This is a genomic window from Enterobacter sp. RHBSTW-00901 (genome assembly GCF_014103115.1).
GTDB classification, from domain to species: Bacteria; Pseudomonadota; Gammaproteobacteria; order Enterobacterales; family Enterobacteriaceae; genus Enterobacter; species Enterobacter cloacae_P.
This window is the reverse complement of sequence record NZ_JABXPB010000002.1, coordinates 29758-52180: the sequence shown is the minus strand read 5'-3', so window position 1 is coordinate 52180 and position 22423 is coordinate 29758. Positions and strand designations below refer to the sequence as shown.

Sequence of the window (22423 nt, the reverse complement as noted above, 5' to 3'; positions counted from 1 at the left end):
GCGATTGGCTCACAGTCCGTTCGCCCTCCTCCGTGTGCGCCACGGTCAAGCCAGCCTCGCGGGATCCGCAGCCTGACTGGCGCTCAAGAGCTCGGTCTGCACGTCCGAACCCCGGATGAGACTCAGATCGACGGGACACCGATCAGCGATCGCGAGGATCCGAGCGCGCTGATCATCACTCAGCGGCCCATCGAGGACAATGGTGCGGGTGAACCGGTCGGGTGGCATCATGTCCGGCACCTTCTCGTGCTGCACGGTCGTGCTCGCCCGTTCGAGCGGAAAGCCCTTGCGGTTCGCATAGAGACGCATCGTCATCACCGTGCAGGCTGCGAGGCCGGCAGATACGAGTTCGTAGGGAGATAGTCCGGTCCCGAGGCCACCGACCGATGCTGGCTCGTCGGCGAACAGAGTGTGCTCGCCGCTGCGGACCTTGAGCTGGAACGTCCCTGCAAGAGTTTCGGTGGAGACGACGCCCTCCGCAACCTCGACCTGCGGAAGATCCGCGCTGAGTGGTGGGAGAAAGCGGCTCGCCCAAACCGCCACCATGGCCGCGGCGTAGTTCGCGTCCGCGACGTCGGTGAGAAGGTGATCCGCGTTGTCGAGCGAGATGAAGCTTTTAGGGTGCCTGGACGCGACGAAGATGCGCGACGCGTGGTCGATGCCGACCACCTGATCCAGCGGAGAGTGCATGACCAGCACCGGCCGTCGCAGGGAGGCAATGGCCTTCTCGACGTCGATCCCCTCAACCGCCTCAAGGAACCCTCGGCGAATGAGGAAGGGCCTACCGGCAATCTCCACCGAGGCCTCGCCCTCGCTCGCGATGGTGTCCAGATCATTCGGTCCGAAGAGGCGCAAGATATGCTGAAGGTCGGCCGGCGCACCAATCGTCGCTACCGCCGCAATATCAGGCATGTCGGCGGCGGCTACGATCGCAGCGGTGCCACCCAGGCTGTGCCCGACGAGGAGGGACGGTGACATGCCCGCCGCCGCCATCGCATTTGCGGCGGCCCGAAGGTCCTCGACGTCCGACGCGAAGTTCACAGGTTCTCCCGTCCCACCGCCGATCCCGGTCCCGGCGAAATCGAACCTCAAGACCCCGATGCCCGCACGCGACAGCGCGCGCGAGATGTGAACAGCGGCGCGACTGTCTTTCCCGCACGTGAAGCAGTGGGCGAAGATCGCCCAGCCCCGCGGCGTCCCTTCCGGCGGTTCGAGGTGCCCGGACAGCGGAGAGCCAGCCCCACTGACAAACGTAAATGATCTTCCTGCCATGTCCATCAAACCTCCAGCACGCGGCTTGGCGGTTGCGCTCTCAGAACCTTCGACGGAGCTGAGCGGAGCGCACCGCCAACCGGTAATCGTCATCTCAGGCTATCATTTATATGTCTGGCGCATATAGACAAGCCCCTATACCATGATTATATGCGCCAAGCATACTTCTGCGACCTGCTTTCCAAAGGCGGTCTCACGGAAGAGGTATCAGTCAGGCGCGTGGGCCAAAGGACTATGGAACTCAATCAAGTCAGCTATTTCATCAACTTGGCCGAGACGCTGAATTTCACAGCGGCCGCTCGCTTGAGCGGTGTGTCACAGCCAAGTCTGACCCGCGCGATCCGCCGCTTGGAAGATGAGCTTGGCGGGCCGCTGATCTATCGCGACGGGAAGAACAGCCGCCTGACTGGCCTTGGCCATGACGTCGAGGCAGAATTCCGGCGCATGGTGGTCGCGATGAAGAGCGTTCGCAATCACTCGGAGCACTGGGCGATGGGGGGGCACCGCGTGCTGGATGTCGCCGTCGCGCCCACCGTCGGACCAAAGGAATTTACGGCATTCTTCGAGAGCGCATTGGCGGAGATGCCATCCATCGAAATCAAGCTGCACTCGCTCCAGTCGAACGAGGACACATCGGAGGTGCTTTCAGGAAAATACCACGCGTGCATCATGCCGCGTGAAACAAGACCGGAACGCAAGCTGGATGTGCATCCTCTATTTCGGGAGCGCTTCGTGCTCGGCTGTTCTGCAAACCATCCCTTGGCTGCCAACGAGATCGTGCGCGGCGAAGACCTGCTCGAGTTTCCTTTCGTCGATCGCCTGAAATGCGAGTTTCGCGATCGGATCCTCGATCACTTCGCGCGACGGGACTTGCTCATGCGACCTCGCTTTCGATCAGATCGCGAGGACTGGGTGCAACGGGTCGTCGCTGACGGCCACGCCATATGCATTCTTCCGGAACGATCGCCGACCGTGCAAGGCCTCGTCACTCGGCCGATCGACGGATTTGTCTTGGAGCGCGAAGTCGTGATCGCGACAGTATCCGGCTCCACGGCAACGGTCGAGATACGGAACATCGCGCAGCTGGCAGCCCGGTATGAGTGGAACTGAATCACGACGTGAAGAGCTTCGGCGCTATGGAAACTATACGCGCAGCGTATTGGATAAATCTGGGGCGCACTGCGATAGTCGGCGCAATGACTGCAAAGATAAATGACAGTGTGTCGAGCTCTCTAAATAGCTGCGCCTAATACCGCTACACTTTTGCCTGACCATGTTTTCCTCCGGGGAATGGGCTGGCGGTTTCCATAAAATGGCGGACCTTTTTCAGTAACTGCCACATTGAGCGGCACTGATGATTACGGGTTATCGTGTCATGAAGTGCCTGCCATAGCCGTTCCACATGATTCACCCACGGCGAGTAAACCGGCTGGTAAATTACCCTGAACTTGGGATTTGCTTTCAACCAGCGCTGTGTTTCGCGGCTTTTATGGATAATGTAGTTATCAACGATCAGCGTGATTGTTTTCGCCCGCCGGTAAGTGGCTTTCAGGTGCTTCAGCAGAGCGATAAACAGCGCTGAACTTTTGCTGTTGCCGCCCACGTAGCTGACTTTACCCGTGCCACTGTGCAGTGCGCCGGCCAGATAGTATTTTTCGTTCTGCCCCGGCGTCACTACCCGTTTCTGCTGTCCGCGCAACTGCCAGTCCGCACCGATTTTAGGATTAAGGTGGATATCCACTTCATCTTCATAAAATACCGGATGCTCTGCGCTGCATTCATCCAGCGCTTTGTGGATTACCGCCATCTTTTCATCTTTATGTGGGTCACGGATACGCAGAGTTGGCGCGGCCCTGCGCCATACAAGCCCCGCAGATGGCAACCAGCGGCGAACGGTTCCTGCATGTAACTGGCAACCGGTTATCTCATTGATTTTTATTGCCAGTAATTCGGTGCTCCAGCGTGAACGTTGATAACCAAAATCGCCGGGAGAATGCTTTATCAGCTCACGTAACAGGGTGCAGATATGTTCAAAAGGCCAGCGTCGGGAGCGCCCTGCGGGTAAGGATTTCAGGCCTTCAATACCTGAGTGCGTAAACCAGTTAATCCAGCGACCAACGGATGAACGAGCACAACAGAGAGTTCTGGCAACATCGCTGACCCGTTCACCCCGATGAAGCATCAGCATGGCCGTGAGTCTGCGGGCATGATTTTTATCGCGCGTTTTATGAATAGCTTTCTGCATCAGGCGTCGTTCGCCACGGGGTATTGGTGCTATGATCGGCATCGCTCAGTCCGGTTGGTGGTTTTGGTTGGTTTGGCGATTGATCAGATCGCACAATCCGGGCTGAGTTCCCTTTCAGTGATCTACTATTCCGCGCATCTATTTAGATTAATTATTGGAGACTATCATGAAGTTTGAGAAGTCACAGGCAGCAGTTGACCGCCTGACCCCCGAGCAACGCCGGATTACCCAGGATTCGGGGACCGAAAGGCCCTTCACGGGTGAGCACAACGACAACAAGGAGCCTGGCATCTACGTCGACATAGTGTCGGGAGAGCCGCTGTTCGCTTCAACGGACAAGTTCGATTCGGGTACTGGCTGGCCCAGCTTCACCAAGCCGATCGTTCCGGCAAACGTGAACGAGGTGCGGGACAGTGCACACGGCATGGTCCGGACGGAGGTCAGGTCGGTACACGCCGACAGCCATCTGGGCCACGTTTTCCCGGACGGTCCTTCCGACCGCGGCGGTCTGCGCTACTGCATCAACTCTGCGTCCCTTCGCTTCATCCCGCGCGACGAGATGGAGTCCGAGGGATACGGTGAATATCTCGATCAAGTAGAGGAGGCTTAACATGCATCAGCGCGCTGTTCTCGCAGGAGGATGTTTCTGGGGCATGCAGGATCTGATCCGCAAGCGGCCCGGCATCATCTCGACCCGTGTGGGTTACACGGGCGGCGATATTCCGAACGCCACGTATCGTAATCACGGCACGCATGCCGAGGGGATCGAGATTGTCTTCGACCCGACAGTGACGAGCTACCGGCACATCCTGGAATTCTTCTTCCAGATCCACGATCCGACGACGCTGAACCGCCAGGGCAATGATCGTGGGCTCTCCTACCGGTCGGGCATCTATTATGTCGACGAGGAGCAGAAGCGCGTCGCCGAGGATACGATCGCCGATGTGGATGCCTCGGGGCTGTGGGATGGCAAAGTGGTGACCGAGGTCCAGCCGGTCGGCGAGTTCTGGGAGGCCGAGCCCGATCACCAGGATTATCTGGAGAAGCGGCCGGGCGGCTACACCTGCCACTTCGTCCGTCCCGACTGGGTTCTTCCAAAGCGGCATGAGGCCGGCGATGTGAGCCCTGCGGCCGGGGCTGCAGCGGAATAGGCTTCGCTGCCGTTAGTGCCGCGCCGATCCGGTTCGCAACCTCCGACGACCGCGTCAATCGACGCGGTCGTCGAACCCGGCCTTGAAGCAGATCATTCCATTCAGCCGCCGTCGCAGTGCCAGGATCCAGATATGACAGACCTCTCCTCCTTTCCCATCACGCAGCGCTGGCCAGCATCTTATCCGGATCGCTTGCAACTATACGCGGCCCCCACGCCCAACGGCGTCAAGGTCTCGATGATGCTGGAGGAGACTGGCCTGCCGTATGAGCCCCACTTCGTCGACATCTCGAACAACGAGTCGAAGGATCCAGCGTTCGTGTCGTTGAATCCCAACGGCCGCATACCCGCGATCATCGATCCGGCTGGCCCTGACGGCCAGCCCATTGGCATATGGGAAACCGGTGCGATCCTCATCTATCTGGCCGACAAGACGGGGCAGCTCATCTCAACAACACCCGCCCAGCGGTACGAGACTCTGGCCTGGGTGTTCTTTCAGGTGTCGGGCGTTGGGCCGACCTTCGGACAGCTAGGCTTTTTCCTGCGATTTGCCGGCAAGGACTATGAGGACAAGCGACCTCGGCAGCGCTTTGTTGATGAATCCAGGCGTCTTCTCGGGGTCCTGGATCACCGGCTGGAGGGCCGCGAATGGATTGTCGATGATTACTCGATCGCGGACATTGCGACGTTTGGCTGGGTGAATGCGCTGGTCGAATTCTACGCAGCGGGCGACATCCTCGGCCTAAGCAGCTATTCGAACGTGCAGGCATGGCTCGAACGCGGGCTGGCGCGACCGGCTGTACAGCGTGGCCTGCGAATTCCTGCGAGGCCTGCATGGGGTCGTCTCAGAAAACGGAATCTATGGTCACTCCCGTTTTTGCAACACCGATTTTGACGACAAGTTGGCTTGCTTGAATCTATCCGGCGTCTGAATGGGATTTTATTCCCGCGCCTCGATGAGTTCCGCGCCTGATGAACCTCCAGAAAATATACGGCTTCAATGAGCCTTTCCGTTTTACAGGTTCCTCAACAGGCCGGTGGGCCGTTAGTATCATCAATATCAGTATTCGCAAAACCAGATGAATGATTGTTTAAACTGGTGTATTTCTGCCTTTATGCTTCGTAAGTTTGCTGTCGCGCCGTCAGTGCCCAGGCTATTCTGGCCAGCTTGTTTGCCAGAGCACAGGTGACGACAAAGTTGCTTTTCCGACACAACAACTCCCTGACCCAGTCGGCCAACTTGCCAGACTGGTGTTCCAGTTTTTGTATGAATACCCTGGCACACTGAACCAACAAAGTTCGGATCTTTTTGTTGCCCCGCTTGCTAATCCCTAACAATGTCGTCCGACCTCCCGTGCTGTACTGTCGGGGTACCAGCCCTGTTGCCGCCGCAAAGTCACGGCTGCTGGCGTACTGCTTCCCGTCGCCAATCTCAGTTGAAATAGTACTGGCAGTCAGCGTTCCAACGCAGGGAATACTCAGCAAGCGCTGTCCAACCTCATCTTCGTCCAACTTTCGTTTCAACTGAGATTCCAGATCTTTAATCTGCTCAACAAGATAGTGATAATGCTGTTGTAATTTCAGCAGTAACTGGCTGAGATAAAGAGGCAAACTACTGTCCTCAAGAAGGGTACTCAGTCGACTAATAACGGCAGCACCTCGCGGAACGCTGATACCAAATTCCAGCAGAAAAGCATGCATCTGATTAGTTGTTTTCACCTTATCCTGAACCAGGGATTCACGGACACGATGCAGAGCTCGCATTGCCTGCTGAGATTCGGTTCTGGGCTGCACGAAACGCATAGATGGACGTGATGCTGCTTCACAGATAGCTTCAGCATCAACGAAGTCATTTTTGTTGCTTTTAACGAATGGGCGGACAAATTGCGGTGATATCAGCTTTGGAAAATGCCCTAACTCTGCCAGCTTGCGTGCCATAAAGTGAGAACCGCCACAGGCTTCCATCGCGATGGTTGTTGCCGGGCATGTCGCCAGAAATTCGATTAGCTTTGGTCGGGTGAATTTTTTACGGTAAACGGCCTTCCCACGATGATCCTGACAATGAATATGGAAAGAGTTCTTACCCAGATCGATACCAATAAGCGCAATGTTTTCCATGATGGTTCTCCGAATGAAAGCCTGTCCTCAGCATAGTACTGGGAAGGAGGGAGTGACCATCTCATTAAATAAAGCACGCTAAGCCGGTTGCAGCGGCCGTAGCGGCCTGAACTTGCCCGCGCCGATCTTGGCGCTGCTGCGCCAGAGGTAATCGCCGGTCAGGTTGATGTGCTCCCAGCCGAGCGGCGACAGGTACTGCAACAGGCCGTCATCGACGGCTTGACCGTGGCCACGCAAGGCGTTCGCGGCCCGCTCCAGATAGACCGTGTTCCATAGCACGATGGCCGCCGTCACCAGGTTGAGGCCGCTGGCCCGGTAGCGCTGCTGCTCGAAGCTGCGGTCGCGGATTTCCCCCAGGCGGTTGAAGAACACGGCGCGGGCCAGCGCGTTGCGCGCCTCGCCTTTGTTCAGCCCGGCATGCACGCGGCGGCGCAGCTCGACGCTTTGCAGCCAGTCCAGGATGAACAGTGTGCGCTCGATGCGTCCCAGCTCACGCAGGGCGACGGCCAGGCCGTTCTGGCGCGGGTAGCTGCCAAGCTTCCTGAGCATCAGCGAGGCCGTCGCCGTGCCCTGCTTGATCGAGGTGGCCATCCGCAGGATTTCATCCCAATGGGCGCGGACGTGCTTGATGTTGAGCGTGCCGCCGATCATCGGTTTCAACGCCTCGTAGGTGGCATCGCCCTTCGGGATGTAGAGCTTGGTGTCGCCCAGGTCACGAATGCGCGGGGCGAAGCGGAAGCCCAGCAGGTGCATCAACGCGAAGACGTGGTCCGTGAACCCTGCCGTGTCGGTGTAGTGCTCCTCGATCCGCAGGTCGGATTCGTGATACAGCAGGCCGTCGAGCACGTAGGTCGAGTCGCGCACGCCGACGTTCACGACCTTGGTGTGGAACGGCGCGTACTGGTCGGAGATATGGGTGTAGAACGTCCGCCCTGGGCTGCTGCCGTATTTCGGATTGATGTGGCCGGTGCTCTCGGCCTTGCTGCCGGTGCGGAAGTTCTGGCCGTCCGACGATGACGTGGTGCCGTCGCCCCAATGCCCGGCGAAGGGATGTCGGAACTGCGCGTTGACCAGCTCGGCCAGTGCCGCCCCGTAGGTTTCGTCGCGGATGTGCCAGGCTTGCAGCCAGGCCAGCTTGGCGTAGGTCGTGCCGGGGCACGATTCCGCCATCTTGGTCAGGCCCAGGTTGATCGCGTCGGCGAGGATCGTGGTCAGCAACAGGTTTTTGTCCTTGGCCAGGTCGCCTGACTTCAGGTGGGCGAAGTGCCGGGTGAAGCCCGTCCATTCGTCTACCTCCAGCAGCAATTCGGTGATCTTGACGTGCGGTAGGATCATCGCCGTCTGGTCGATCAGGGCCTGTGCGGTATCGGGCACCGCCGCATCGAGCGGCGTGATCTTCAGGCCCGACTCCGTGATGATGGCGTCCGGCAGCTCGTTGGCCAGCGCCATGCGGTTGACGGTGGCGAGCTGCGTTTCCAGCAGCGTCAGCCGGTCATGCAGGTACTGGTCGCAATCGGTGGCCACGGCCAGCGGCAATTCGCTGGCCTGCTTGAGGCTGGCGAATTTCGCGGGCGGCACCAGGTAGTCCTCGAAGTCCTTGAACTGGCGCGAGCCTTGCACCCAGATGTCGCCGGAGCGCAGCGCGTTCTTCAGCTCCGACAGCGCGCACAGTTCGTAGTAGCGCCGGTCGATGCCGGTGTCGGTCATCACCAGCTTCTGCCAGCGCGGCTTGATGAACTCGGTCGGCGCGTCGGTGGGCACCTTGCGGGCGTTGTCGCTGTTCATGCTGCGCAGCACCTCGATGGCGTCGAGTACGTCCTTGGCGGCGGGCGCGGCCCGCAACTTGAGCACGTCGAGAAATTCCGGCGCGTAGCGGCGCAGCGTGGCGTAGCTCTCGCCGATGCGGTGCAGGAAATCGAAGTCCTCGGGTTGCGCGAGCCGCTGCGCTTCGGTGACGCTCTCGGCGAAAGCATCCCAGGACATGACGGCCTCGATGGCGGCGAACGGATCGCGGCCCGCTTGCTTGGCCTCGATCAGCGCCTGGCCGATGCGCCCGAACAGCCGCACCTTGGCATTGATCGCCTTGCCGGATGCCTGGAACTGCTGCTGATGCTTGTTCTTGGCGGCATTGAACAGCTTGCCCAGGATGCGGTCATGCAGGTCGATGATTTCGTCGGTGACGGTGGCCATGCCCTCGATGGCGAGCGCCACCAGGGTCGCGTAACGCCGCTGCGGCTCGAACTTCGCCAGGTCGGCGGGCGTCATCTGGCCGCCCTCGCGGGCGATCTTGAGCAGCCGGTTCTGGTGAACCAGCCGCTCGATGCCGGAGGGCAGGTCGAGCGCCTGCCACGCCTTGAGGCGTTCGATGTGTTCCAGCATGTGCCGCGAGTTCGGTTTGACCGGGGATTGCCGCAGCCAGGCCAGCCACGTCGTCTTGCCGTTGTCGCGGCGCTTGAGCAGATCGTCGAGGCGACGGCGATGCACGTCCGTCAGCGGCTCAGCCAAGGCGTCGTAGAGACGCCGGTTGGCGCGGGTAATCGCTTCGGCGCTCGCCCGCTCGACGGCGTTGAGGGCGGGCACAATGACCGACTGCCGCCGCAGGTGCTCGATCAAGGCTCTGGCCAGCACGATGCCCTTGTCGGTTTGCATGGCCAGCTCGGTCAGCAACTGGACAGCCTGCCGGTAGTGGCCAATCGTGAACGGCTGGAAGCCGAACACCGTTTGCAGCTCGACCAGGTGCTCGCGTCGGGTCTGCTCACGCTGCCCGTACTCGTCCCAGCTTTCGATGCCGACCTTGAGCTGGTTGGCGACCAGTCTCAGCAATGGCGGGAACGGTGGCTCATCAGCGCCAAGGATGACGCCGGGAAAGCGCAGGTAGCAGAGCTGCACCGCGAAGCCCAGCCGATTGGCCGGGCCGCGCCGCTGCCGGATGATGGAGAGGTCGCTTTCGCTGAACGTGTAGTGACGGATCAACTCATCCTTGGTGTCCGGCAACGCCAGCAGGCTTTCGCGCTCGGCGGCGGAGAGGATCGAACGGCGGGGCATGCGGTTTCCTTCTTCTTGAAAACGTAGGTTTGTGACAAGCCCGCCAAGGCAACCGGCGCGGCACGGGAATCAAGGCATTGCGATTCTCGAAAATAGTTCTTGAAATTCTATTCTTGATTGCATATCATCTCAACGAGTTTCGATAAGAAAGGATGCGCATGCGACCGTCTGTTGTGCTTGACATGAAGCGAAGCGCAGTGCGTGAAGCGGTAGGCCGCTTTCGCGCCGCGAACCCGCGCGTCTTCGGCTCGGTGCTGCATGGCACCGACCGGGATGGCAGCGACCTCGACCTGTTGGTCGATGCGCTGCCCGGTGCCACGTTGTTGGACTTGGGCGATTTGGAAGAAGAACTGAAATCGCTGCTCGGCGTTGACGTCGATCTGCTGACTCCCGGCGACCTGCCGCCGAAGTTCCGGGCCAAGGTGCTCGCGGAGGCGCAACCGATATGAGCGAGAACCGCCTGCCCGATTACCTCGACCACATTCAGCAGGCCGCAACCGATGCGCGCAGCTTCGTGGAAGGGATGGCCAAGGACGACTTCTTGGCCGACAAGCGCACCCAGCAGGCCGTCATCATGAGCCTGATCGTCATCGGCGAGGCGGCCACAAAGGTGATGGATGGCTACGTCGAGTTCACCCAGGCGCATGCCGACGTGCCGTGGCGCAGCATGCGCAATATGCGTAATCGCATGGCTCACGGCTATTTCGACATCAACCTCGATGTGGTGTGGGAGACGGTACAGGAATGGCTGCCGGCGTTGCTCCAGCAATTGCCCGCCGTGCGTCAGGATGCCGACGATGAAGACCGTAACGACAACTGTGAAAGAGGGATCTCCGATGACTGTTGAATCGAGAATATTTTCTGTAGCCGAGTATGTTCAGCCGTCCGAAGGCGAGCCTATTCGTTCCGTTGTGCTTGAAACCCGAGACTCAATTATCGTGGTTTGGCATGTCCATCCCGGGCAGGAAATTGCGGCTCACATTCATCCTCACGGCCAAGACACGTGGACTGTTTTGTCGGGAATGGCTGATTACTTTCAGGGCAATGGGATTGTTCGTGCCCTCAGGGAAGGTGAGATAGCCGTGGCAAGACCGGGCCAAGTGCACGGGGCGCGAAATACAGGTACCGAGCCATTTGTGTTCGTCTCGGTTGTGGCATCAGCCAATGCCGGTTTCGTATTGGCTGAGCGATAGAGCCCAATCTCTGGAGTTGGTCCAATGAGCGGTCGGGGAGATAGGTAACAGACATGCAGCGGACACGGCTGCTAAACCAGGTCGCAAACCTCCTTGCGTCGCAGCGTGCCGCAAGCGACGCGATCAATCGAATGGGGTCGGCATGAGACTGAACACCATCCAGTTCCCGACCGCGTAGCCGCCTGTCCTGCCGATCAGGTCTTGACCATCGACGCCTGGGATCAGTCCTGAATGTTCTTGGAGACCACTACGTTATGAGCCGCAGCCGCCGCAAAACACCCATCGTCGGGCACACGACCTGCGGCAGCGAGCGCGAGGACAAGAAGCTCTGGCATCAGCGCTGGCGCACCCGTGAGCGCACGGCGCTGACCAGCGCGTCGCCCGAAGCCCTGAGCGCCCATCTGCCCCTGCTGGAAAACCAGGCCAGCAGCGTCTGGTCGATGGGCAAGGATGGCCGCTCCTACTGGCCCGTCAAGCGCCAGGCCGCCACGGCGGATCGCATCGCCAATCACAAGGGACGCAACCCGCAAGAACGCGCCTCCCTGAAAAAGCGCCTGCTGCGCAAGTGGATGAGCAAATGAAGCTCTCCTTCCATCAGCACATTGCGCTGTTCTGGATGATCGGTGCTCCGGGCGTCTTCGCGCCCGTGATCGAGAACGCCAAGCGGCCCGATGCCGGCGCCGTCATGGCGTGGGGTGTCGCGATCGTGGCGGTGATGATCCTCTTCACCCCTTTGCTGCTGCGCTGTCCACCATTCCGGCGCTGGTATGGCCGGACGGATGCGCTGTCGGAGCGGCAGCGCCAGGCGCTTGCCGAGCGCGGCCTGCGCCGCTACTACCAGACCGCTTTCGATGACGGCTACGTGCCCCGCGTGATGCCCTACGTGTGGCGCATCATCTGGACGGTCGGCGGGTTGATGGCTGTGACCGCCGTACTGCCTACCAACACCGGACGGCCAGCCTTCGATGCCTTGGTGGTCTTCTCGACCTGGTATCCGATAGGCGTGATGCTGCTGGTTTTCGCGTCGAGGCCCCTTGGCCGGTTGATTCGCCAAAGAGCACAGGAGCGGCGGAAATGAGCACGTCAACCATCGAGGCGCTGGCCAGCGCCTGGGCAAGGATTGCCGAGGAAGCGGAATTCCCCGCTGACTACGAGGGGACTGCCACACCACAAGCGCATCGGGCTAGCGAAGCTATTCAGGAGCAGATTCGGGAGCGCATCGTCGCCACCAACGACATGCGGCTGTTCAGCCTGCTGCACCTGCTGGGTCAGGCGTCGCTGCGCATGGAGCAAGCGCTGTGGCCGGAGGATTACGAGCGGATGACGCGCGAGGTTGAGGAAGCCCTGCGGCAAGCCACCGACGCCAACGCCAGATCGTACACCCACGAAGAAGTGATGCAGGCGATGCAGGAACGCATCGACCGGGCGCGAGACAAGCCATGTTGATTGGCTATGCGCGCGTCTCGACGCAGGATCAGAACCTGGAGCTGCAACGCGAAGCCTTGAGCAAGGCCGGATGTAAAAAGGTCTTCGAGGACAAGGTGAGTGGCACGCGGGCAGACCGGCCTGGCTTGGCCAAGACGCTCGAAATGCTGCGCGAAGGCGATACTTTGGTCGTCTGGAAGCTCGACCGGCTGGGCCGGTCGGTCAAGCAACTGGTCGATCTGGTCGGCGATCTGCACAAGCACGGTGTCCAGTTCAGGAGCCTCACCGACTCCATCGACACCGGCACACCATCCGGGCGGTTCTTCTTCCACGTCATGGCGAGCCTTGCCGAAATGGAGCGCGAGCTGACCGTCGAGCGCACCCGCGCCGGGCTGGAAGTCGCCAAGCAGCTCGGCCGCAAAGGCGGCCGCAAGCCGAAGATGACCGACAGCAAGATCGAGTCGGCCAAGAAGCTGCTGGCCAGCGGGGTGCCGCCCAAGGACGTGGCCAAGAACCTCGGCGTGTCCATTCCGACGCTGTACCGCTGGGTGCCAGCCTCCACGCACGCTTAGCGTGCTTTATTTTCCGTTTTCTGAGACGACCCCTGCATGACCATTATCGCCGCATATTATTACAACGAAGGTAAGCGAGTCCGTGAAATCAGGCTCGATGAGCACGTCGAACTAAACGAGAATCGCTCGGGCTTCTGCTGGATCGCGCTTAGCGAGCCCACCGCAGACGAACTCAGCGCGATCCAGACGACGTATAACCTCCATCCTTTGGCGATCGACAACGCCATGCACCCGCTGTGCCCGCCCAAGCTCGAGGTCTACAACGATGAGTTGTACGTCGTCGCCCAGACCGCCGAGCTGGTCGGCGACCGGATCAGCTACGGCAAGATGGCGATCTTCACCGGTCACAATCACCTTATCACCGTGCGGCACGGCAATGCCGGAGCGCTGGGCAAACTTCGGGAGCAACTCGAGGCATCGCCGACGCAGTTCGGCAAGGGTGTCGACTATGTGCTGCACGCGATCTTGCACCGAGTGGTCGACCAGTATCTGCCCATCTTCGAAATGATCGAGGACGACGTCCTGGCGATGGAGCGACGGTCGCTGCACGATTTCCTCGAGCCAGAAGAGGTGGCGCGAATCTTCGAACTAAGGTCCGAACTCACGCGGTTCCAGCGCACGCTCGGGGCTATGGCCGAGCTGGTGCGAAAGCTCGTTCGCGGCCACTTTCCCTGCATCAGCGCCGAAATGACACCATATTTCCACGACGTCGCGGACCATGTCCACCGCGTGCAGTCCATGGTCGACGGCCTCCTGCTTGTCCTGTCCACGGTCTTCGAGGCCAGCAGCCTTCTGGAAGCGCAAAGGATCGGTGTGGTCACTCGCCAGCTCGCGGCCTGGGCGGCGATCTTGGCGGTCCCGACGGCGATCGCCGGAATATATGGCATGAACTTCAAGCACATGCCGGAACTGGACACGCCATATGGCTACTTCGTCGTGCTCGGAGTGATAGCGGTGTTCTGCCTTCTCCTATTCATGCGCTTCAAGAAGGCCAAGTGGCTATGAGTAACGCACTTCGCGAGCTTCTCCGTCCGCCGAGTCACAGCGCGCTTTGTGCGCGAGCGTGTCCAATCCAGTTCAAGATGAAGGTGCTTCCATGACCTCCCAGGTGACCGACGTTCTAGAAGCAGTCCAGTCATTCATCGCCAAAGGCTATGACCGCGAATACCGCGTCAAGGACGGCAATCTCGTCGATCTCGAACTAGGGTCAACCCTCGATGCATGCAGCATTCGCGTCGATGCGGCGTTGCGCCTCGAGAGCGGGGACGACGGCGAAGATGCCTCCAACATCTACGCGATCACCGATCCGGCGACAGAGCATAAAGGCCTGTTGATCGACGCCTTCGACGTGTTCCACGAAATCTGCCCCCGCGACTTGTCCGAGCGCCTTGTGGCGCATCGGGAAACAGCACCGGCAGGTGACCAGGACGCGCCGAGCAAGCACGGACTACGGAAAGTCTACAAGAGCGAGTTTCACAGCGATCCCGAGCGTTACGTTCTGCGCGAGGGCTTTCCAGACTTCCCGCCATGCCCTTTCGGCCAATCCTTCAGCATCCTCGGCTTCGATACCGCCGAGCAGGAATATGTCTGGCTCGTCACGAGCATCATTCGAGATCCTCGGCTGATCAGGGTTCCATACCAGGGCGAAGACGTCATCAGCGACGAATAGCGGTGTCGCTTAGCCGGAAAGGCTGGCCTTCCTGGCCCACACATCTGCAGGCTGAACTTTAAGAACATCGAAAATTAGGAGGTGATTATGGACTGGAACAAGGACCACATACGAGAAACTATGCTCTTGCTGGAGACAGCAGCGTTGCACAGCGCTCGCGAAAACTACCTGGACTATGTCTCTACCGCTCGGCTCGATCGGAGCGAACCGATCGAAAACGACGAACTAGCTCAGGCCGAGGTCGCGAGCGACTTCGCTGAAGCGCTCGATGACACGCTCCATGACTACGCCAATAAACTCGAAAAGCTCAGGACGATCGATTTCGGCCCCAAGTTGGCCGTCAACGAAGGCGCTGTCGTCAAGCTGTCCGGCCGCCACTTTGTGATCGCGGTGTCAACGAGCAAGTTTACCTGTCAGGGGCGTGAGCTCATGGGCATTTCCACGATGGCGCCGATCTTCGAAGCGATCGAGGGTGCCCGAGCCGGGGAGACCGTGCAGTTCAACGGCCGGGACCTCACCGTAGAAGACGTGGAATAAAGCCCTCCACCGCAGCCGGCGCGCTAGTGCCGAACGCCCTGCATCTCTTTCTGCATGCATACGGTCACTTGCAGCCGCGTTGACCTGGCTCATCAAAGGCAAACTCATGACAACACCTTCATTCTTCATCACCCCCGGATACGGGACGCGCCTGCATGACGCGCTTCATTATTCTCAGGCAATGCGCATTGGTGACCGCGTGGAGATCTCCGGACAGGGCGGATGGAACGACGATCTCGTCATTCCGGAGTCGATTGAGGAAGAGATCGAGCAGGCGTTCAAGAACGTGGAACGGACGCTCGCGACCGCCGGAGCACGCTGGCCGCATGTGGTCCACGTCAATTCCTATCACGTCGGTGGATTCCCTCCCGTGATCAACGAAACAATGGCCAAGCTGTATCGCCACTACATGCCCGACCGCGCTCCAATCTGGACGCAGTTGGGAATCGAAGCGCTGGGGCTTCCAACCATGCGTATCGAAATTCGCGTAACAGCTATCATCGCCTGACCCCGCGGTTCGTGCAGGCGCCGTGCCGCGCTAATCCCGCACGCCCTGCGCCCGCTTCTCCATGCATATCATCGTATCGAGAGATCCGGTTATCATCGGCGTGCTCGGAGAACGGGGGGCCGCCTTGGCCTGGTTGGCGCGCCTCGGCTGCCTGCGGGCGATGGCCAGCACTGCCAGGAGCGTGAGCAACGCCGCCGCATAAAGGAACAGGCCGCCAGGGCCGACGATATTCATTGCAGCTGCTCCTATTAGGGGGCCAGCGGCTGTCCCGATCCCGTTGAGCAACAGAAGCCCGCGCGCGGTGCCGAGTAGCCGACCGGCCGGAAGATCGTCGTTTGCGACGGCGAGACACAACGAATAAATCGGGATGCCAAAGCCGCCGAACAGCGCACCTGCCGCAAGGAGCAGCGGCAGAGGCGCTTCCACCGCCAACGCTACGCCGATGGCAGACGCTGCGGACGCCAGCGCCGCACCGGCGATGACAAGATTCCGGGGCACTCGATCCGAAAGCCAACCGAGTGGCCAATGGAAGGCGAGCGTTCCACCAAGAACCGCAGCCATGAAGGCGGAGATACCGCCCACATCGAGGCCGATGCTCTGGGCGAAGTTCGCGCCCATGCCCCAGAAACCACCGATAGCCAGGCCGGCCAGGAAAGCGCCAGCCGCAGCGAGAGGTGATACGAGGACGAGGTCCCTGAACGCGACCCATTCCTGTTCCACCTGGGCCGGCGGATGACTGGGCAGCAAGGTGATCGGAACCACCGCCGCTGATATCAGCAGCGACACGATGAGGAACAATGTCACGTCGGCGGGCGGTGCGATGTTGAGTAACGCCTGCCCGATTGCCCATGAGCCCATAGAGACAACTCCGAATATCGACAGGAGCTGCCCGCGTGTGGATGGCAATGCGTGGGCGTTGAGCCAACTCTCCGTTGCGAGGATCATGCCCGCGTAGGCGAAGCCGGTAATCAGGCGAAGCGGCATCCAGGCGATCGGCTCCACGAACGCCACATGGAGAAGGGCGGTCATCGAGGCAATGGCCGCGAAGCCGGCGAAGGTTCTGACATGTCCCACGGAGACGATGATCGGTGGCAACACGAGCGCGCCGATCGTGAAACCCGCGAAATAGAAGGACATCATCGCGCTGATCGCGCCGGTCGAGAACCCCTTATGGCCGGCTCTCACGATCAGGAGCGTGCTCAGCAGGCCATTGCCCAGCAGCAGAGCGGCGACGCTCAGCAGCAGCGCCGCCACCGGCGCGAGAACGAGGCCGCGCTTGCCCGCCGACCTCATGGTATCCATCGCCGGGCTCGTTCTCGGGCCTGACTTGAGGGTTGATACTCTGCCGCACTGATGAACTGGTCGAATGCTTCGCACCAGATGACGACCGTGTTGTAGTCACGGACATCGATGCCGGCAGGCACCTCGACGATGAAGCCGTTGAACGTCTTCACATCGCCCACGCGGACTGATCTGTCCTTGATTAGGAGAAAGGCCTCCTTCGTGTCGACGAAACGTGGTGCGAGGTAGAGCTTGTAGTCGGGACCAGGGGCGAGGCGCCCGATATGGGCGATACGGTCGCGCGAGACCCGGATCTCGCCTTCCCCCCAGTGAAGCAGGTCGCTGCCTTTGAGATCGCGGGCCAGACGCCCTGCGTAGAGGGGGTCGGTTCCGGCTGAGGGCGAAATGACACCCTAAGCTTTCGGTTCCTTGGGCCAAAGATATTCGCCAGTCAGTAGAATGTGCGCCCAGCCCAATGGGGATATGTGGGGAAGAAATTCAGGGGGAACATCCAACCCTTCGTTCCGCCGCTCCGTGACGGCATGACCAAGATGGACGGTATTCCAGTAAATGATCACCGCAGTCAATAAATTGAGCCCAGCGATTCGGTAGTGCTGCCCCTCTGTCGTGCGATCGCGAATTTCCCCCTGCCTCCCGATACGGAGCGCATTTTTGAGCGCATGGTGGGCCTCTCCCTTGTTAAGACCGATCTGAGCACGCCGCTGCATGTCCGTATCCAGGATCCACTCAATAATGAAAAGGGTCCGTTCAATACGACCAACTTCACGAAGCGCAACTGCAAGGTTGTTTTGTCGTGGGTAAGAAGCGAGCTTGCGCAGGAGTTGGCTGGGCCTGATTTTGCCAGCGGTCATCGTCGCGGCACAACGGAAAATATCAGGCCAGTTCGCAACGATAAGATCCTCCCGGGCTTTTCCACCTACCAACTTGCGTAACTCCCTGGGGGTCGTATCGGGATTAAATACGTACAACCGCTTCGATGGCAGATCCCTGATTCGCAGAACGAGATTGTAGCCGAGCAGGCTACTGGCTCCGAACAAATGGTCGGTGAATCCTGCTGTATCGGCATACTGTTCGCGAACATGGCGACCGACCTCGTTCATCAGTAGTCCATCGAGAATATACGGTGCCTCGCTCACGGTCGCCGGGATCGACTGACAAGCGAATGGCGCGAACTGGTCGCTTACGTGAGTATACGCTTTGAGGCCGGGAACAGAACCATATTTGGCATTGACCATGTTCATGGCTTCGCCATGCCGCGCTGTCGGGAAAAACTGACCATCGCTCGATGCTGACGTGCCCATCCCCCAGACGCGTGACATCGGCAGTTTACCCTGCGCGGCCACCACAATTGCCAATGCCTGGTTCATGGCTTCGCTTTCAACATGCCAGCGGGCAAGGCGTGAGAGCTGCCAGTAATCATGCGTGTTTGTAGCTTCCGCCATCTTACGCAGGCCCAGATTGAGCCCTTCAGCGAGCAGGACGTTGAGCAGACCGATCCGGTCGCGACATGGAGCCCCGGTTCTCAGATGGGTAAACGCATCTGTGAAACCAAGGGCTGCATCAACTTCAAGCAGCATGTCGGTAATCCGAACGGACGGCATTCGGCGATACAGATCCAGTATGAGTGCCTCGGCACCATCCGGCACGTCTGCTGTCAACCTGTCGATCCGCAACGTTCCATCTTCTATGCTACCGTGCGGAATAGTGCCGTTACGGGCAGCCCGGGCCAGCCGCTTAAGAGCGATCGTGAGTCGCGCCTTTCTGTCTGCCAGCCAATCCTGTGGGTTGGAAGGCACGGCCAGTTTTGCATTTTCCTGCGCCGCGATCATCGGCACCAGTACCTGCTTGAGGTCACCATAGCGGCGCGAATGAGCGAGCCAGACATCTCCGGAACGAAAAGCATCCCGGAGGTGAAAGAGTACCGCCACTTCCCAAAGACGGGTATCTCCTTTTTCCTGAGCTCGTAAATGACGGTTCCATTTGGAGCTGGGCCGCAGGAAACGCCTTTCTGGCGATGCAACACCTTTCATCTCTCCGATCGACAAAGCTGCTGCTACCAATGGTCCGGCGACCGGCGCGGCTTCGAGCTTCAGACAGCGCAACATGCGGGGCGCATAACGACGAAAGCGATGGTATCCCTGCCCGACATATGCAAGAGGCTCATCGGCTAGCGTGTTGCTGAGTTGAGTCCCTGTCGCTACCAGTTGAGCGAGCCGGTCCCATGCAACCGAACTGGCGACAGCCATCTCCAGCGGGGTTCCGTCACTGCGGGCCTCAAGCAACGAAGCTCCCAGCGCGGTGAAGGTACGGATCGTATCCGTGAGTGTGGCTTTAGAGCCGGAAATTGTTTCGTCATGCTGGCGCTTCGCTTCCCGCCAGGTTTTTCCTACGATCCTGTCATGGGTTTCGACTATGGCATCAGCAATCGCCGCTTCCCACTCCACAACACAGACGGCAAGGATCGCCCAGCGGCGGTCCGAAGTGATGTCACGCAAACCGTCGGTGAAGTAGCGTTCACCCTGCCGACGCAGCCGGGCAATGCGATGGGCAGGTATGCTGGCCAAAGCACTATGATTGATATTCAGGGTACGCAGAAATTCGAGCCTGTCGAGCAAACGGTTAGCAGCAGCCGAGTTGTTACCAACCTCGAAGTTGCGAAGCCAGATGAAACGACTGATATTGCCGGCGAGCATTTCACTCAGAAGTTTGTCCAGGTGATCGCGAACATCCGCTGTTAAATTTTCCGCAATCCGCGTTTCAATCCGCCGCTCAGCGGCGACCAGAGCATCCGCGCACAAGCGCTCGATTGTCGATACTGCGGGCAGAATGGTGGAAGTTTCCCGACACCGCACAATAAAACGATGAGCAAGATCCTCGTTTGATCTGGCATCTTCGGCCTGGCCGAAAGTCCACTCCCGCAGATCACGGGCACCACGGCCCGTGAAGGTCTTGTAGCCGTAAATTTCGCGCAGCGTGTCCATGTGCTGCTGACGGGTTTGGCGCCGTGTGGCATAAGTGAGAAGCGCATCAGCCGGAACTCCAAGCTGAGCACCGACGAAGGAAAGGACTTCACGCGGGATCATCTCACCAGGAGCCAGTGCACGGCCCGGATATCGTAAGGCACAAAGTTGCAGGGCAAAGCCAATCCTGTTTTCCGGTCTGCGGCGCTGCCTAATGTTTTCCAGGTCATCATCGCCCAGCGTGTAGAACTTCAGTAGCGACAGTTCGTCCGTGGGCAGATCGAACAGCGCTGCTCGCTGCCGTTCGGTGAAAATATGGCGTCGTGACATACAAATTCGTCCCTTTTGAAGTATAGTCTGTTTTGGACAACAGCCAGCCCATATAAATCAGGGCGTTCCGATACAAAAATCCAGGAGGGTTCAATTGGGACATCGTGCCGCCATTTACTGCCGGGTTTCAACAGCGGATCAGTCTTGTGAACGCCAGGAATTTGATCTGCGAGCCTTCGCCGGCCGTGCCGGCTACGACGTGGTGGGAATATTTAAGGAAACAGGTTCAGGAACTAAACTCGACCGGGCCGAGCGAAAGAAAGTCCTGGCGCTTGCCCAGTCCAGACAAATTGATGCAATCCTGGTCACTGAGCTTTCCCGGTGGGGGCGCTCGACGCTCGATCTGCTCAATACGCTACGTGAACTGGAGAACTGGAAGGTTTCCGTGATAGCCATGAATGGAATGGCGTTCGATCTTTCGTCGCCGTATGGACGAATGCTGGCGACGTTTCTTTCCGGCATTGCGGAGTTTGAGCGGGATCTCATCAGCGAGCGGGTCAAGTCAGGCCTTGCTGTTGCGAAGGCACGTGGTAAGAGGCTTGGTCGTCAGGCCGGAGTGCGACCAAAATCAGACCGACTTTTGCCTAAGGTGGTTGCGATGAGGGCCGAGGGACGCAGCTATCGCTGGATCGCACGCGAGCTCGGTATCAGCAAGAATACCGTCGCTGACATCGTGCAACGACACAGAGCTAACGCTTAGGGTGTCATTTCGCCCTCAGCCGGAACCGACCCCATAAAGGCGTGCAACAGTTGGCGGTCCAGCTAGATGAAACCTGGAAAACCGTCGCATCCCGCTTTGAAGGAAATGCGGAGGTTCATATTTGCCATGACGGTAAACATCCTTCCCTGACTATCAGCAGCCTGGAGAAACTGGAGGAGCCAACATCGTTGCATCGTCTCAACAGTCGGGTAAGGCTGCTACTCCCGCCAGTAGATTTGACGGAACTGTTGCTTGAAATAGATGCCAGAACGGGATTTACACGTGAGTTTACGCATGTCAGTGAATCCGGGGCCCGGGCACAGGATCTGCACATCAGCCTGTGCGCGGTCCTGATGGCAGAGGCCTGCAATATCGGGCTGGAACCGCTGATAAAGCACAATATACCGGCGCTGACGCGCCACCGGCTTAGCTGGGTAAAACAGAATTACCTCCGGGCAGAAACGCTGGTCAGCGCCAATGCCCGCCTGGTTGATTTTCAGTCCACACTGGAGCTTGCTGGCCGCTGGGGTGGTGGCGAAGTGGCTTCAGCTGATGGCATGCGCTTTGTCACGCCGGTGAAAACCGTCAATTCAGGACCTAACAGAAAATATTTTGGTTCCGGACGTGGCATCACCTGGTACAACTTCGTCTCTGATCAGTACTCTGGATTCCACGGCATCGTTGTCCCCGGCACATTACGAGATTCCATTTTTGTGCTGGAAGGCCTTCTGGAGCAGCAGACAGGGCTGAATCCGGTTGAGATCATGACAGACACAGCCGGTACCAGCGACATTATTTTTGGCCTCTTCTGGCTGCTGGGATACCAGTTTTCCCCCCGGCTTGCCGATGCCGGTGAAGCGGTATTCTGGCGAGTGGATAAATCGGCAAATTACGGTGCACTGGACGAACTGGCACGTGGTTGTGCCGATCTGTCGAAAGCCGAGGATCAGTGGGATGAGATGATGCGAACCGCCGGTTCGCTGAAACTGGGCACCATTCATGCTTCAGAACTCATTCGCTCTTTGCTGAAAAGCTCGCGCCCATCAGGGCTGGCACAGGCGATCATGGAAGTGGGGCGCGTCAACAAGACGCTGTACCTTCTTAATTATATTGATGATGAGGATTATCGTCGGCGGATCCTGACGCAGCTAAACCGGGGGGAAGGCCGCCATGCTGTGGCGAGGGCGATCTGCTACGGGCAGCGCGGTGAGATCAGAAAGCGCTATCGTGAAGGTCAGGAAGATCAGCTGGGGGCACTGGGCCTGGTCACTAACGCAGTGGTACTGTGGAACACACTTTATATGCAGGAAGCCCTGAGCTGGATACGCAGTAATGGAGAAGAAATCGGGGTTGAAGATATCGCCCGGTTTGATCCTACCCACGTAATATGGACACAG

General features: G+C 59.2%; 22 protein-coding genes and 2 pseudogenes. 17 read left to right on the top strand and 7 right to left on the bottom strand.

All coding sequences use genetic code 11. The features are described 5' to 3' along the window. Positions 1 to 45: 45 nt before the first annotated feature. Positions 46 to 1278, bottom strand: coding sequence for a bifunctional alpha/beta hydrolase/OsmC family protein (locus tag HV318_RS22595; RefSeq protein WP_004357650.1), 1233 nt, complete (start codon positions 1276 to 1278; stop codon positions 46 to 48). Between the two features lie 228 nt (positions 1279 to 1506). On the opposite strand from HV318_RS22595, the gene HV318_RS22590 reads away from it, so the two are divergent. Continuing rightward, positions 1507 to 2382 (top strand): LysR family transcriptional regulator, encoded by an 876-nt coding sequence (locus HV318_RS22590; protein ID WP_011191349.1) that lies wholly within the window; start codon positions 1507 to 1509, stop codon positions 2380 to 2382. Positions 2383 to 2527: 145 nt separating this feature from the next. Here HV318_RS22590 and HV318_RS22585 read toward each other — a convergent pair whose 3' ends face one another. Further along, a complete protein-coding gene (locus HV318_RS22585) occupies positions 2528 to 3559 on the bottom strand; it encodes an IS630-like element ISEc33 family transposase (protein WP_046092923.1) in 1032 nt (343 codons plus the stop codon). A gap of 124 nt (positions 3560 to 3683) precedes the next feature. Between HV318_RS22585 and msrB the strand changes: the two genes are divergently transcribed. From msrB to HV318_RS22570, 3 genes and pseudogenes are all read left to right on the top strand, one after another. Continuing rightward, on the top strand, positions 3684 to 4127 hold the full coding sequence (gene msrB / locus HV318_RS22580) for a peptide-methionine (R)-S-oxide reductase MsrB (RefSeq protein ID WP_004099035.1): 444 nt from the start codon (positions 3684 to 3686) through the stop codon (positions 4125 to 4127). 1 nt (position 4128) lies between these two features. Further along, on the top strand, positions 4129 to 4668 hold the full coding sequence (gene msrA / locus HV318_RS22575) for a peptide-methionine (S)-S-oxide reductase MsrA (protein ID WP_004099036.1): 540 nt from the start codon (positions 4129 to 4131) through the stop codon (positions 4666 to 4668). A 132-nt stretch (positions 4669 to 4800) separates the two neighbouring features. Next, positions 4801 to 5502, top strand: a pseudogene (locus HV318_RS22570) (glutathione S-transferase N-terminal domain-containing protein); the annotation flags it as partial. Positions 5503 to 5780: 278 nt separating this feature from the next. On the opposite strand, the gene HV318_RS22565 reads toward HV318_RS22570, so the two are convergent. Continuing rightward, positions 5781 to 6785: an IS110-like element IS5075 family transposase gene (locus tag HV318_RS22565; protein WP_000427614.1), complete on the bottom strand. Its 1005-nt coding sequence runs from the start codon at positions 6783 to 6785 to the stop codon at positions 5781 to 5783. A gap of 78 nt (positions 6786 to 6863) precedes the next feature. Next, positions 6864 to 9830 (bottom strand): Tn3-like element ISPa38 family transposase, encoded by a 2967-nt coding sequence (locus HV318_RS22560; protein WP_015065644.1) that lies wholly within the window; start codon positions 9828 to 9830, stop codon positions 6864 to 6866. A gap of 158 nt (positions 9831 to 9988) precedes the next feature. Between HV318_RS22560 and HV318_RS22555 the strand changes: the two genes are divergently transcribed. The 11 genes from HV318_RS22555 to HV318_RS22505 all read left to right on the top strand — a co-directional run bounded on the left by HV318_RS22555 (position 9989) and on the right by HV318_RS22505 (position 15734). Continuing rightward, positions 9989 to 10279 (top strand): nucleotidyltransferase family protein, encoded by a 291-nt coding sequence (locus HV318_RS22555; protein ID WP_001247892.1) that lies wholly within the window; start codon positions 9989 to 9991, stop codon positions 10277 to 10279. After that, entirely contained in the window at positions 10276 to 10677 is a 402-nt protein-coding gene (locus HV318_RS22550; protein WP_001293886.1) for a HepT-like ribonuclease domain-containing protein, read from the top strand. The genes HV318_RS22555 and HV318_RS22550 overlap by 4 nt, the downstream gene beginning before the upstream one ends. Further along, on the top strand, positions 10667 to 11023 hold the full coding sequence (locus tag HV318_RS22545; RefSeq protein WP_003465043.1) for a cupin domain-containing protein: 357 nt from the start codon (positions 10667 to 10669) through the stop codon (positions 11021 to 11023). The genes HV318_RS22550 and HV318_RS22545 overlap by 11 nt, the downstream gene beginning before the upstream one ends. 254 nt (positions 11024 to 11277) lie before the next feature. Continuing rightward, positions 11278 to 11604 carry a hypothetical protein gene (locus HV318_RS22540; RefSeq protein ID WP_003100858.1) on the top strand — a complete coding sequence of 109 codons (327 nt, stop codon included), beginning with the start codon at positions 11278 to 11280 and terminating at the stop codon, positions 11602 to 11604. Next, entirely contained in the window at positions 11601 to 12101 is a 501-nt protein-coding gene (locus tag HV318_RS22535) for a hypothetical protein (protein ID WP_003100856.1), read from the top strand. The genes HV318_RS22540 and HV318_RS22535 overlap by 4 nt, the downstream gene beginning before the upstream one ends. Beyond that, positions 12098 to 12469, top strand: coding sequence for a hypothetical protein (locus HV318_RS22530; protein WP_003100853.1), 372 nt, complete (start codon positions 12098 to 12100; stop codon positions 12467 to 12469). The genes HV318_RS22535 and HV318_RS22530 overlap by 4 nt, the downstream gene beginning before the upstream one ends. After that, on the top strand, positions 12463 to 13020 hold the full coding sequence (locus HV318_RS22525; protein ID WP_003100847.1) for a recombinase family protein: 558 nt from the start codon (positions 12463 to 12465) through the stop codon (positions 13018 to 13020). The genes HV318_RS22530 and HV318_RS22525 overlap by 7 nt, the downstream gene beginning before the upstream one ends. Positions 13021 to 13056: 36 nt before the next feature. After that, positions 13057 to 14025, top strand: coding sequence for a magnesium and cobalt transport protein CorA (locus HV318_RS22520; protein ID WP_032640602.1), 969 nt, complete (start codon positions 13057 to 13059; stop codon positions 14023 to 14025). Positions 14026 to 14116: 91 nt separating this feature from the next. Then, on the top strand, positions 14117 to 14689 hold the full coding sequence (locus HV318_RS22515) for a hypothetical protein (protein ID WP_004099040.1): 573 nt from the start codon (positions 14117 to 14119) through the stop codon (positions 14687 to 14689). A gap of 87 nt (positions 14690 to 14776) precedes the next feature. Beyond that, on the top strand, positions 14777 to 15226 hold the full coding sequence (locus HV318_RS22510) for a hypothetical protein (protein ID WP_004099042.1): 450 nt from the start codon (positions 14777 to 14779) through the stop codon (positions 15224 to 15226). A 106-nt stretch (positions 15227 to 15332) separates the two neighbouring features. Further along, positions 15333 to 15734: a RidA family protein gene (locus HV318_RS22505; RefSeq protein ID WP_004099044.1), complete on the top strand. Its 402-nt coding sequence runs from the start codon at positions 15333 to 15335 to the stop codon at positions 15732 to 15734. Between the two features lie 30 nt (positions 15735 to 15764). On the opposite strand, the gene HV318_RS22500 is transcribed toward HV318_RS22505, so the two are convergent. From HV318_RS22500 to HV318_RS22490, 3 genes are all read right to left on the bottom strand, one after another. Further along, the gene (locus HV318_RS22500; protein ID WP_004357638.1) at positions 15765 to 17036 is read right to left on the bottom strand and encodes an MFS transporter; all 1272 of its coding nucleotides are present in this window, start codon (positions 17034 to 17036) and stop codon (positions 15765 to 15767) included. After that, positions 17024 to 17353, bottom strand: a complete 330-nt coding sequence (locus HV318_RS22495; protein ID WP_260329869.1) for a DM13 domain-containing protein — start codon at positions 17351 to 17353, stop codon at positions 17024 to 17026. Before HV318_RS22495 ends, HV318_RS22500 begins: the two co-directional genes overlap by 13 nt. Positions 17354 to 17428: 75 nt before the next feature. After that, positions 17429 to 20326 (bottom strand): Tn3-like element Tn5403 family transposase, encoded by a 2898-nt coding sequence (locus HV318_RS22490; protein ID WP_001553819.1) that lies wholly within the window; start codon positions 20324 to 20326, stop codon positions 17429 to 17431. Between the two features lie 94 nt (positions 20327 to 20420). Here HV318_RS22490 and HV318_RS22485 point away from each other — a divergent pair, with 94 nt between their 5' ends. Together HV318_RS22485 and HV318_RS22480 are read left to right on the top strand one after the other, a co-directional pair. After that, a complete protein-coding gene (locus HV318_RS22485) occupies positions 20421 to 21026 on the top strand; it encodes a recombinase family protein (RefSeq protein WP_000509966.1) in 606 nt (201 codons plus the stop codon). A 35-nt stretch (positions 21027 to 21061) separates the two neighbouring features. Next, positions 21062 to 22402, top strand: a pseudogene (locus HV318_RS22480) (Tn3 family transposase); the annotation flags it as partial. Positions 22403 to 22423: the final 21 nt, after the last annotated feature.

What these genes read in the sequence shown, in the direction of transcription:
- msrA (WP_004099036.1), top strand. Translation starts at nt 4,129, where the DNA reads ATGCATCAGCGCGCTGTTCTCGCAGGAGGATGTTTCTGGGGCATGCAG.
- HV318_RS22510 (WP_004099042.1), top strand. Translation starts at nt 14,777, where the DNA reads ATGGACTGGAACAAGGACCACATACGAGAAACTATGCTCTTGCTGGAG.
- HV318_RS22520 (WP_032640602.1), top strand. Translation starts at nt 13,057, where the DNA reads ATGACCATTATCGCCGCATATTATTACAACGAAGGTAAGCGAGTCCGT.
- HV318_RS22515 (WP_004099040.1), top strand. Translation starts at nt 14,117, where the DNA reads ATGACCTCCCAGGTGACCGACGTTCTAGAAGCAGTCCAGTCATTCATC.
- HV318_RS22500 (WP_004357638.1), bottom strand. Translation starts at nt 17,036, where the DNA reads ATGGATACCATGAGGTCGGCGGGCAAGCGCGGCCTCGTTCTCGCGCCG.
- HV318_RS22505 (WP_004099044.1), top strand. Translation starts at nt 15,333, where the DNA reads ATGACAACACCTTCATTCTTCATCACCCCCGGATACGGGACGCGCCTG.
- HV318_RS22530 (WP_003100853.1), top strand. Translation starts at nt 12,098, where the DNA reads ATGAGCACGTCAACCATCGAGGCGCTGGCCAGCGCCTGGGCAAGGATT.
- HV318_RS22555 (WP_001247892.1), top strand. Translation starts at nt 9,989, where the DNA reads ATGCGACCGTCTGTTGTGCTTGACATGAAGCGAAGCGCAGTGCGTGAA.
- HV318_RS22590 (WP_011191349.1), top strand. Translation starts at nt 1,507, where the DNA reads ATGGAACTCAATCAAGTCAGCTATTTCATCAACTTGGCCGAGACGCTG.
- msrB (WP_004099035.1), top strand. Translation starts at nt 3,684, where the DNA reads ATGAAGTTTGAGAAGTCACAGGCAGCAGTTGACCGCCTGACCCCCGAG.
- HV318_RS22560 (WP_015065644.1), bottom strand. Translation starts at nt 9,830, where the DNA reads ATGCCCCGCCGTTCGATCCTCTCCGCCGCCGAGCGCGAAAGCCTGCTG.
- HV318_RS22550 (WP_001293886.1), top strand. Translation starts at nt 10,276, where the DNA reads ATGAGCGAGAACCGCCTGCCCGATTACCTCGACCACATTCAGCAGGCC.
- HV318_RS22565 (WP_000427614.1), bottom strand. Translation starts at nt 6,785, where the DNA reads ATGGAAAACATTGCGCTTATTGGTATCGATCTGGGTAAGAACTCTTTC.
- HV318_RS22545 (WP_003465043.1), top strand. Translation starts at nt 10,667, where the DNA reads ATGACTGTTGAATCGAGAATATTTTCTGTAGCCGAGTATGTTCAGCCG.
- HV318_RS22585 (WP_046092923.1), bottom strand. Translation starts at nt 3,559, where the DNA reads ATGCCGATCATAGCACCAATACCCCGTGGCGAACGACGCCTGATGCAG.
- HV318_RS22535 (WP_003100856.1), top strand. Translation starts at nt 11,601, where the DNA reads ATGAAGCTCTCCTTCCATCAGCACATTGCGCTGTTCTGGATGATCGGT.
- HV318_RS22540 (WP_003100858.1), top strand. Translation starts at nt 11,278, where the DNA reads ATGAGCCGCAGCCGCCGCAAAACACCCATCGTCGGGCACACGACCTGC.
- HV318_RS22595 (WP_004357650.1), bottom strand. Translation starts at nt 1,278, where the DNA reads ATGGACATGGCAGGAAGATCATTTACGTTTGTCAGTGGGGCTGGCTCT.
- HV318_RS22525 (WP_003100847.1), top strand. Translation starts at nt 12,463, where the DNA reads ATGTTGATTGGCTATGCGCGCGTCTCGACGCAGGATCAGAACCTGGAG.
- HV318_RS22490 (WP_001553819.1), bottom strand. Translation starts at nt 20,326, where the DNA reads ATGTCACGACGCCATATTTTCACCGAACGGCAGCGAGCAGCGCTGTTC.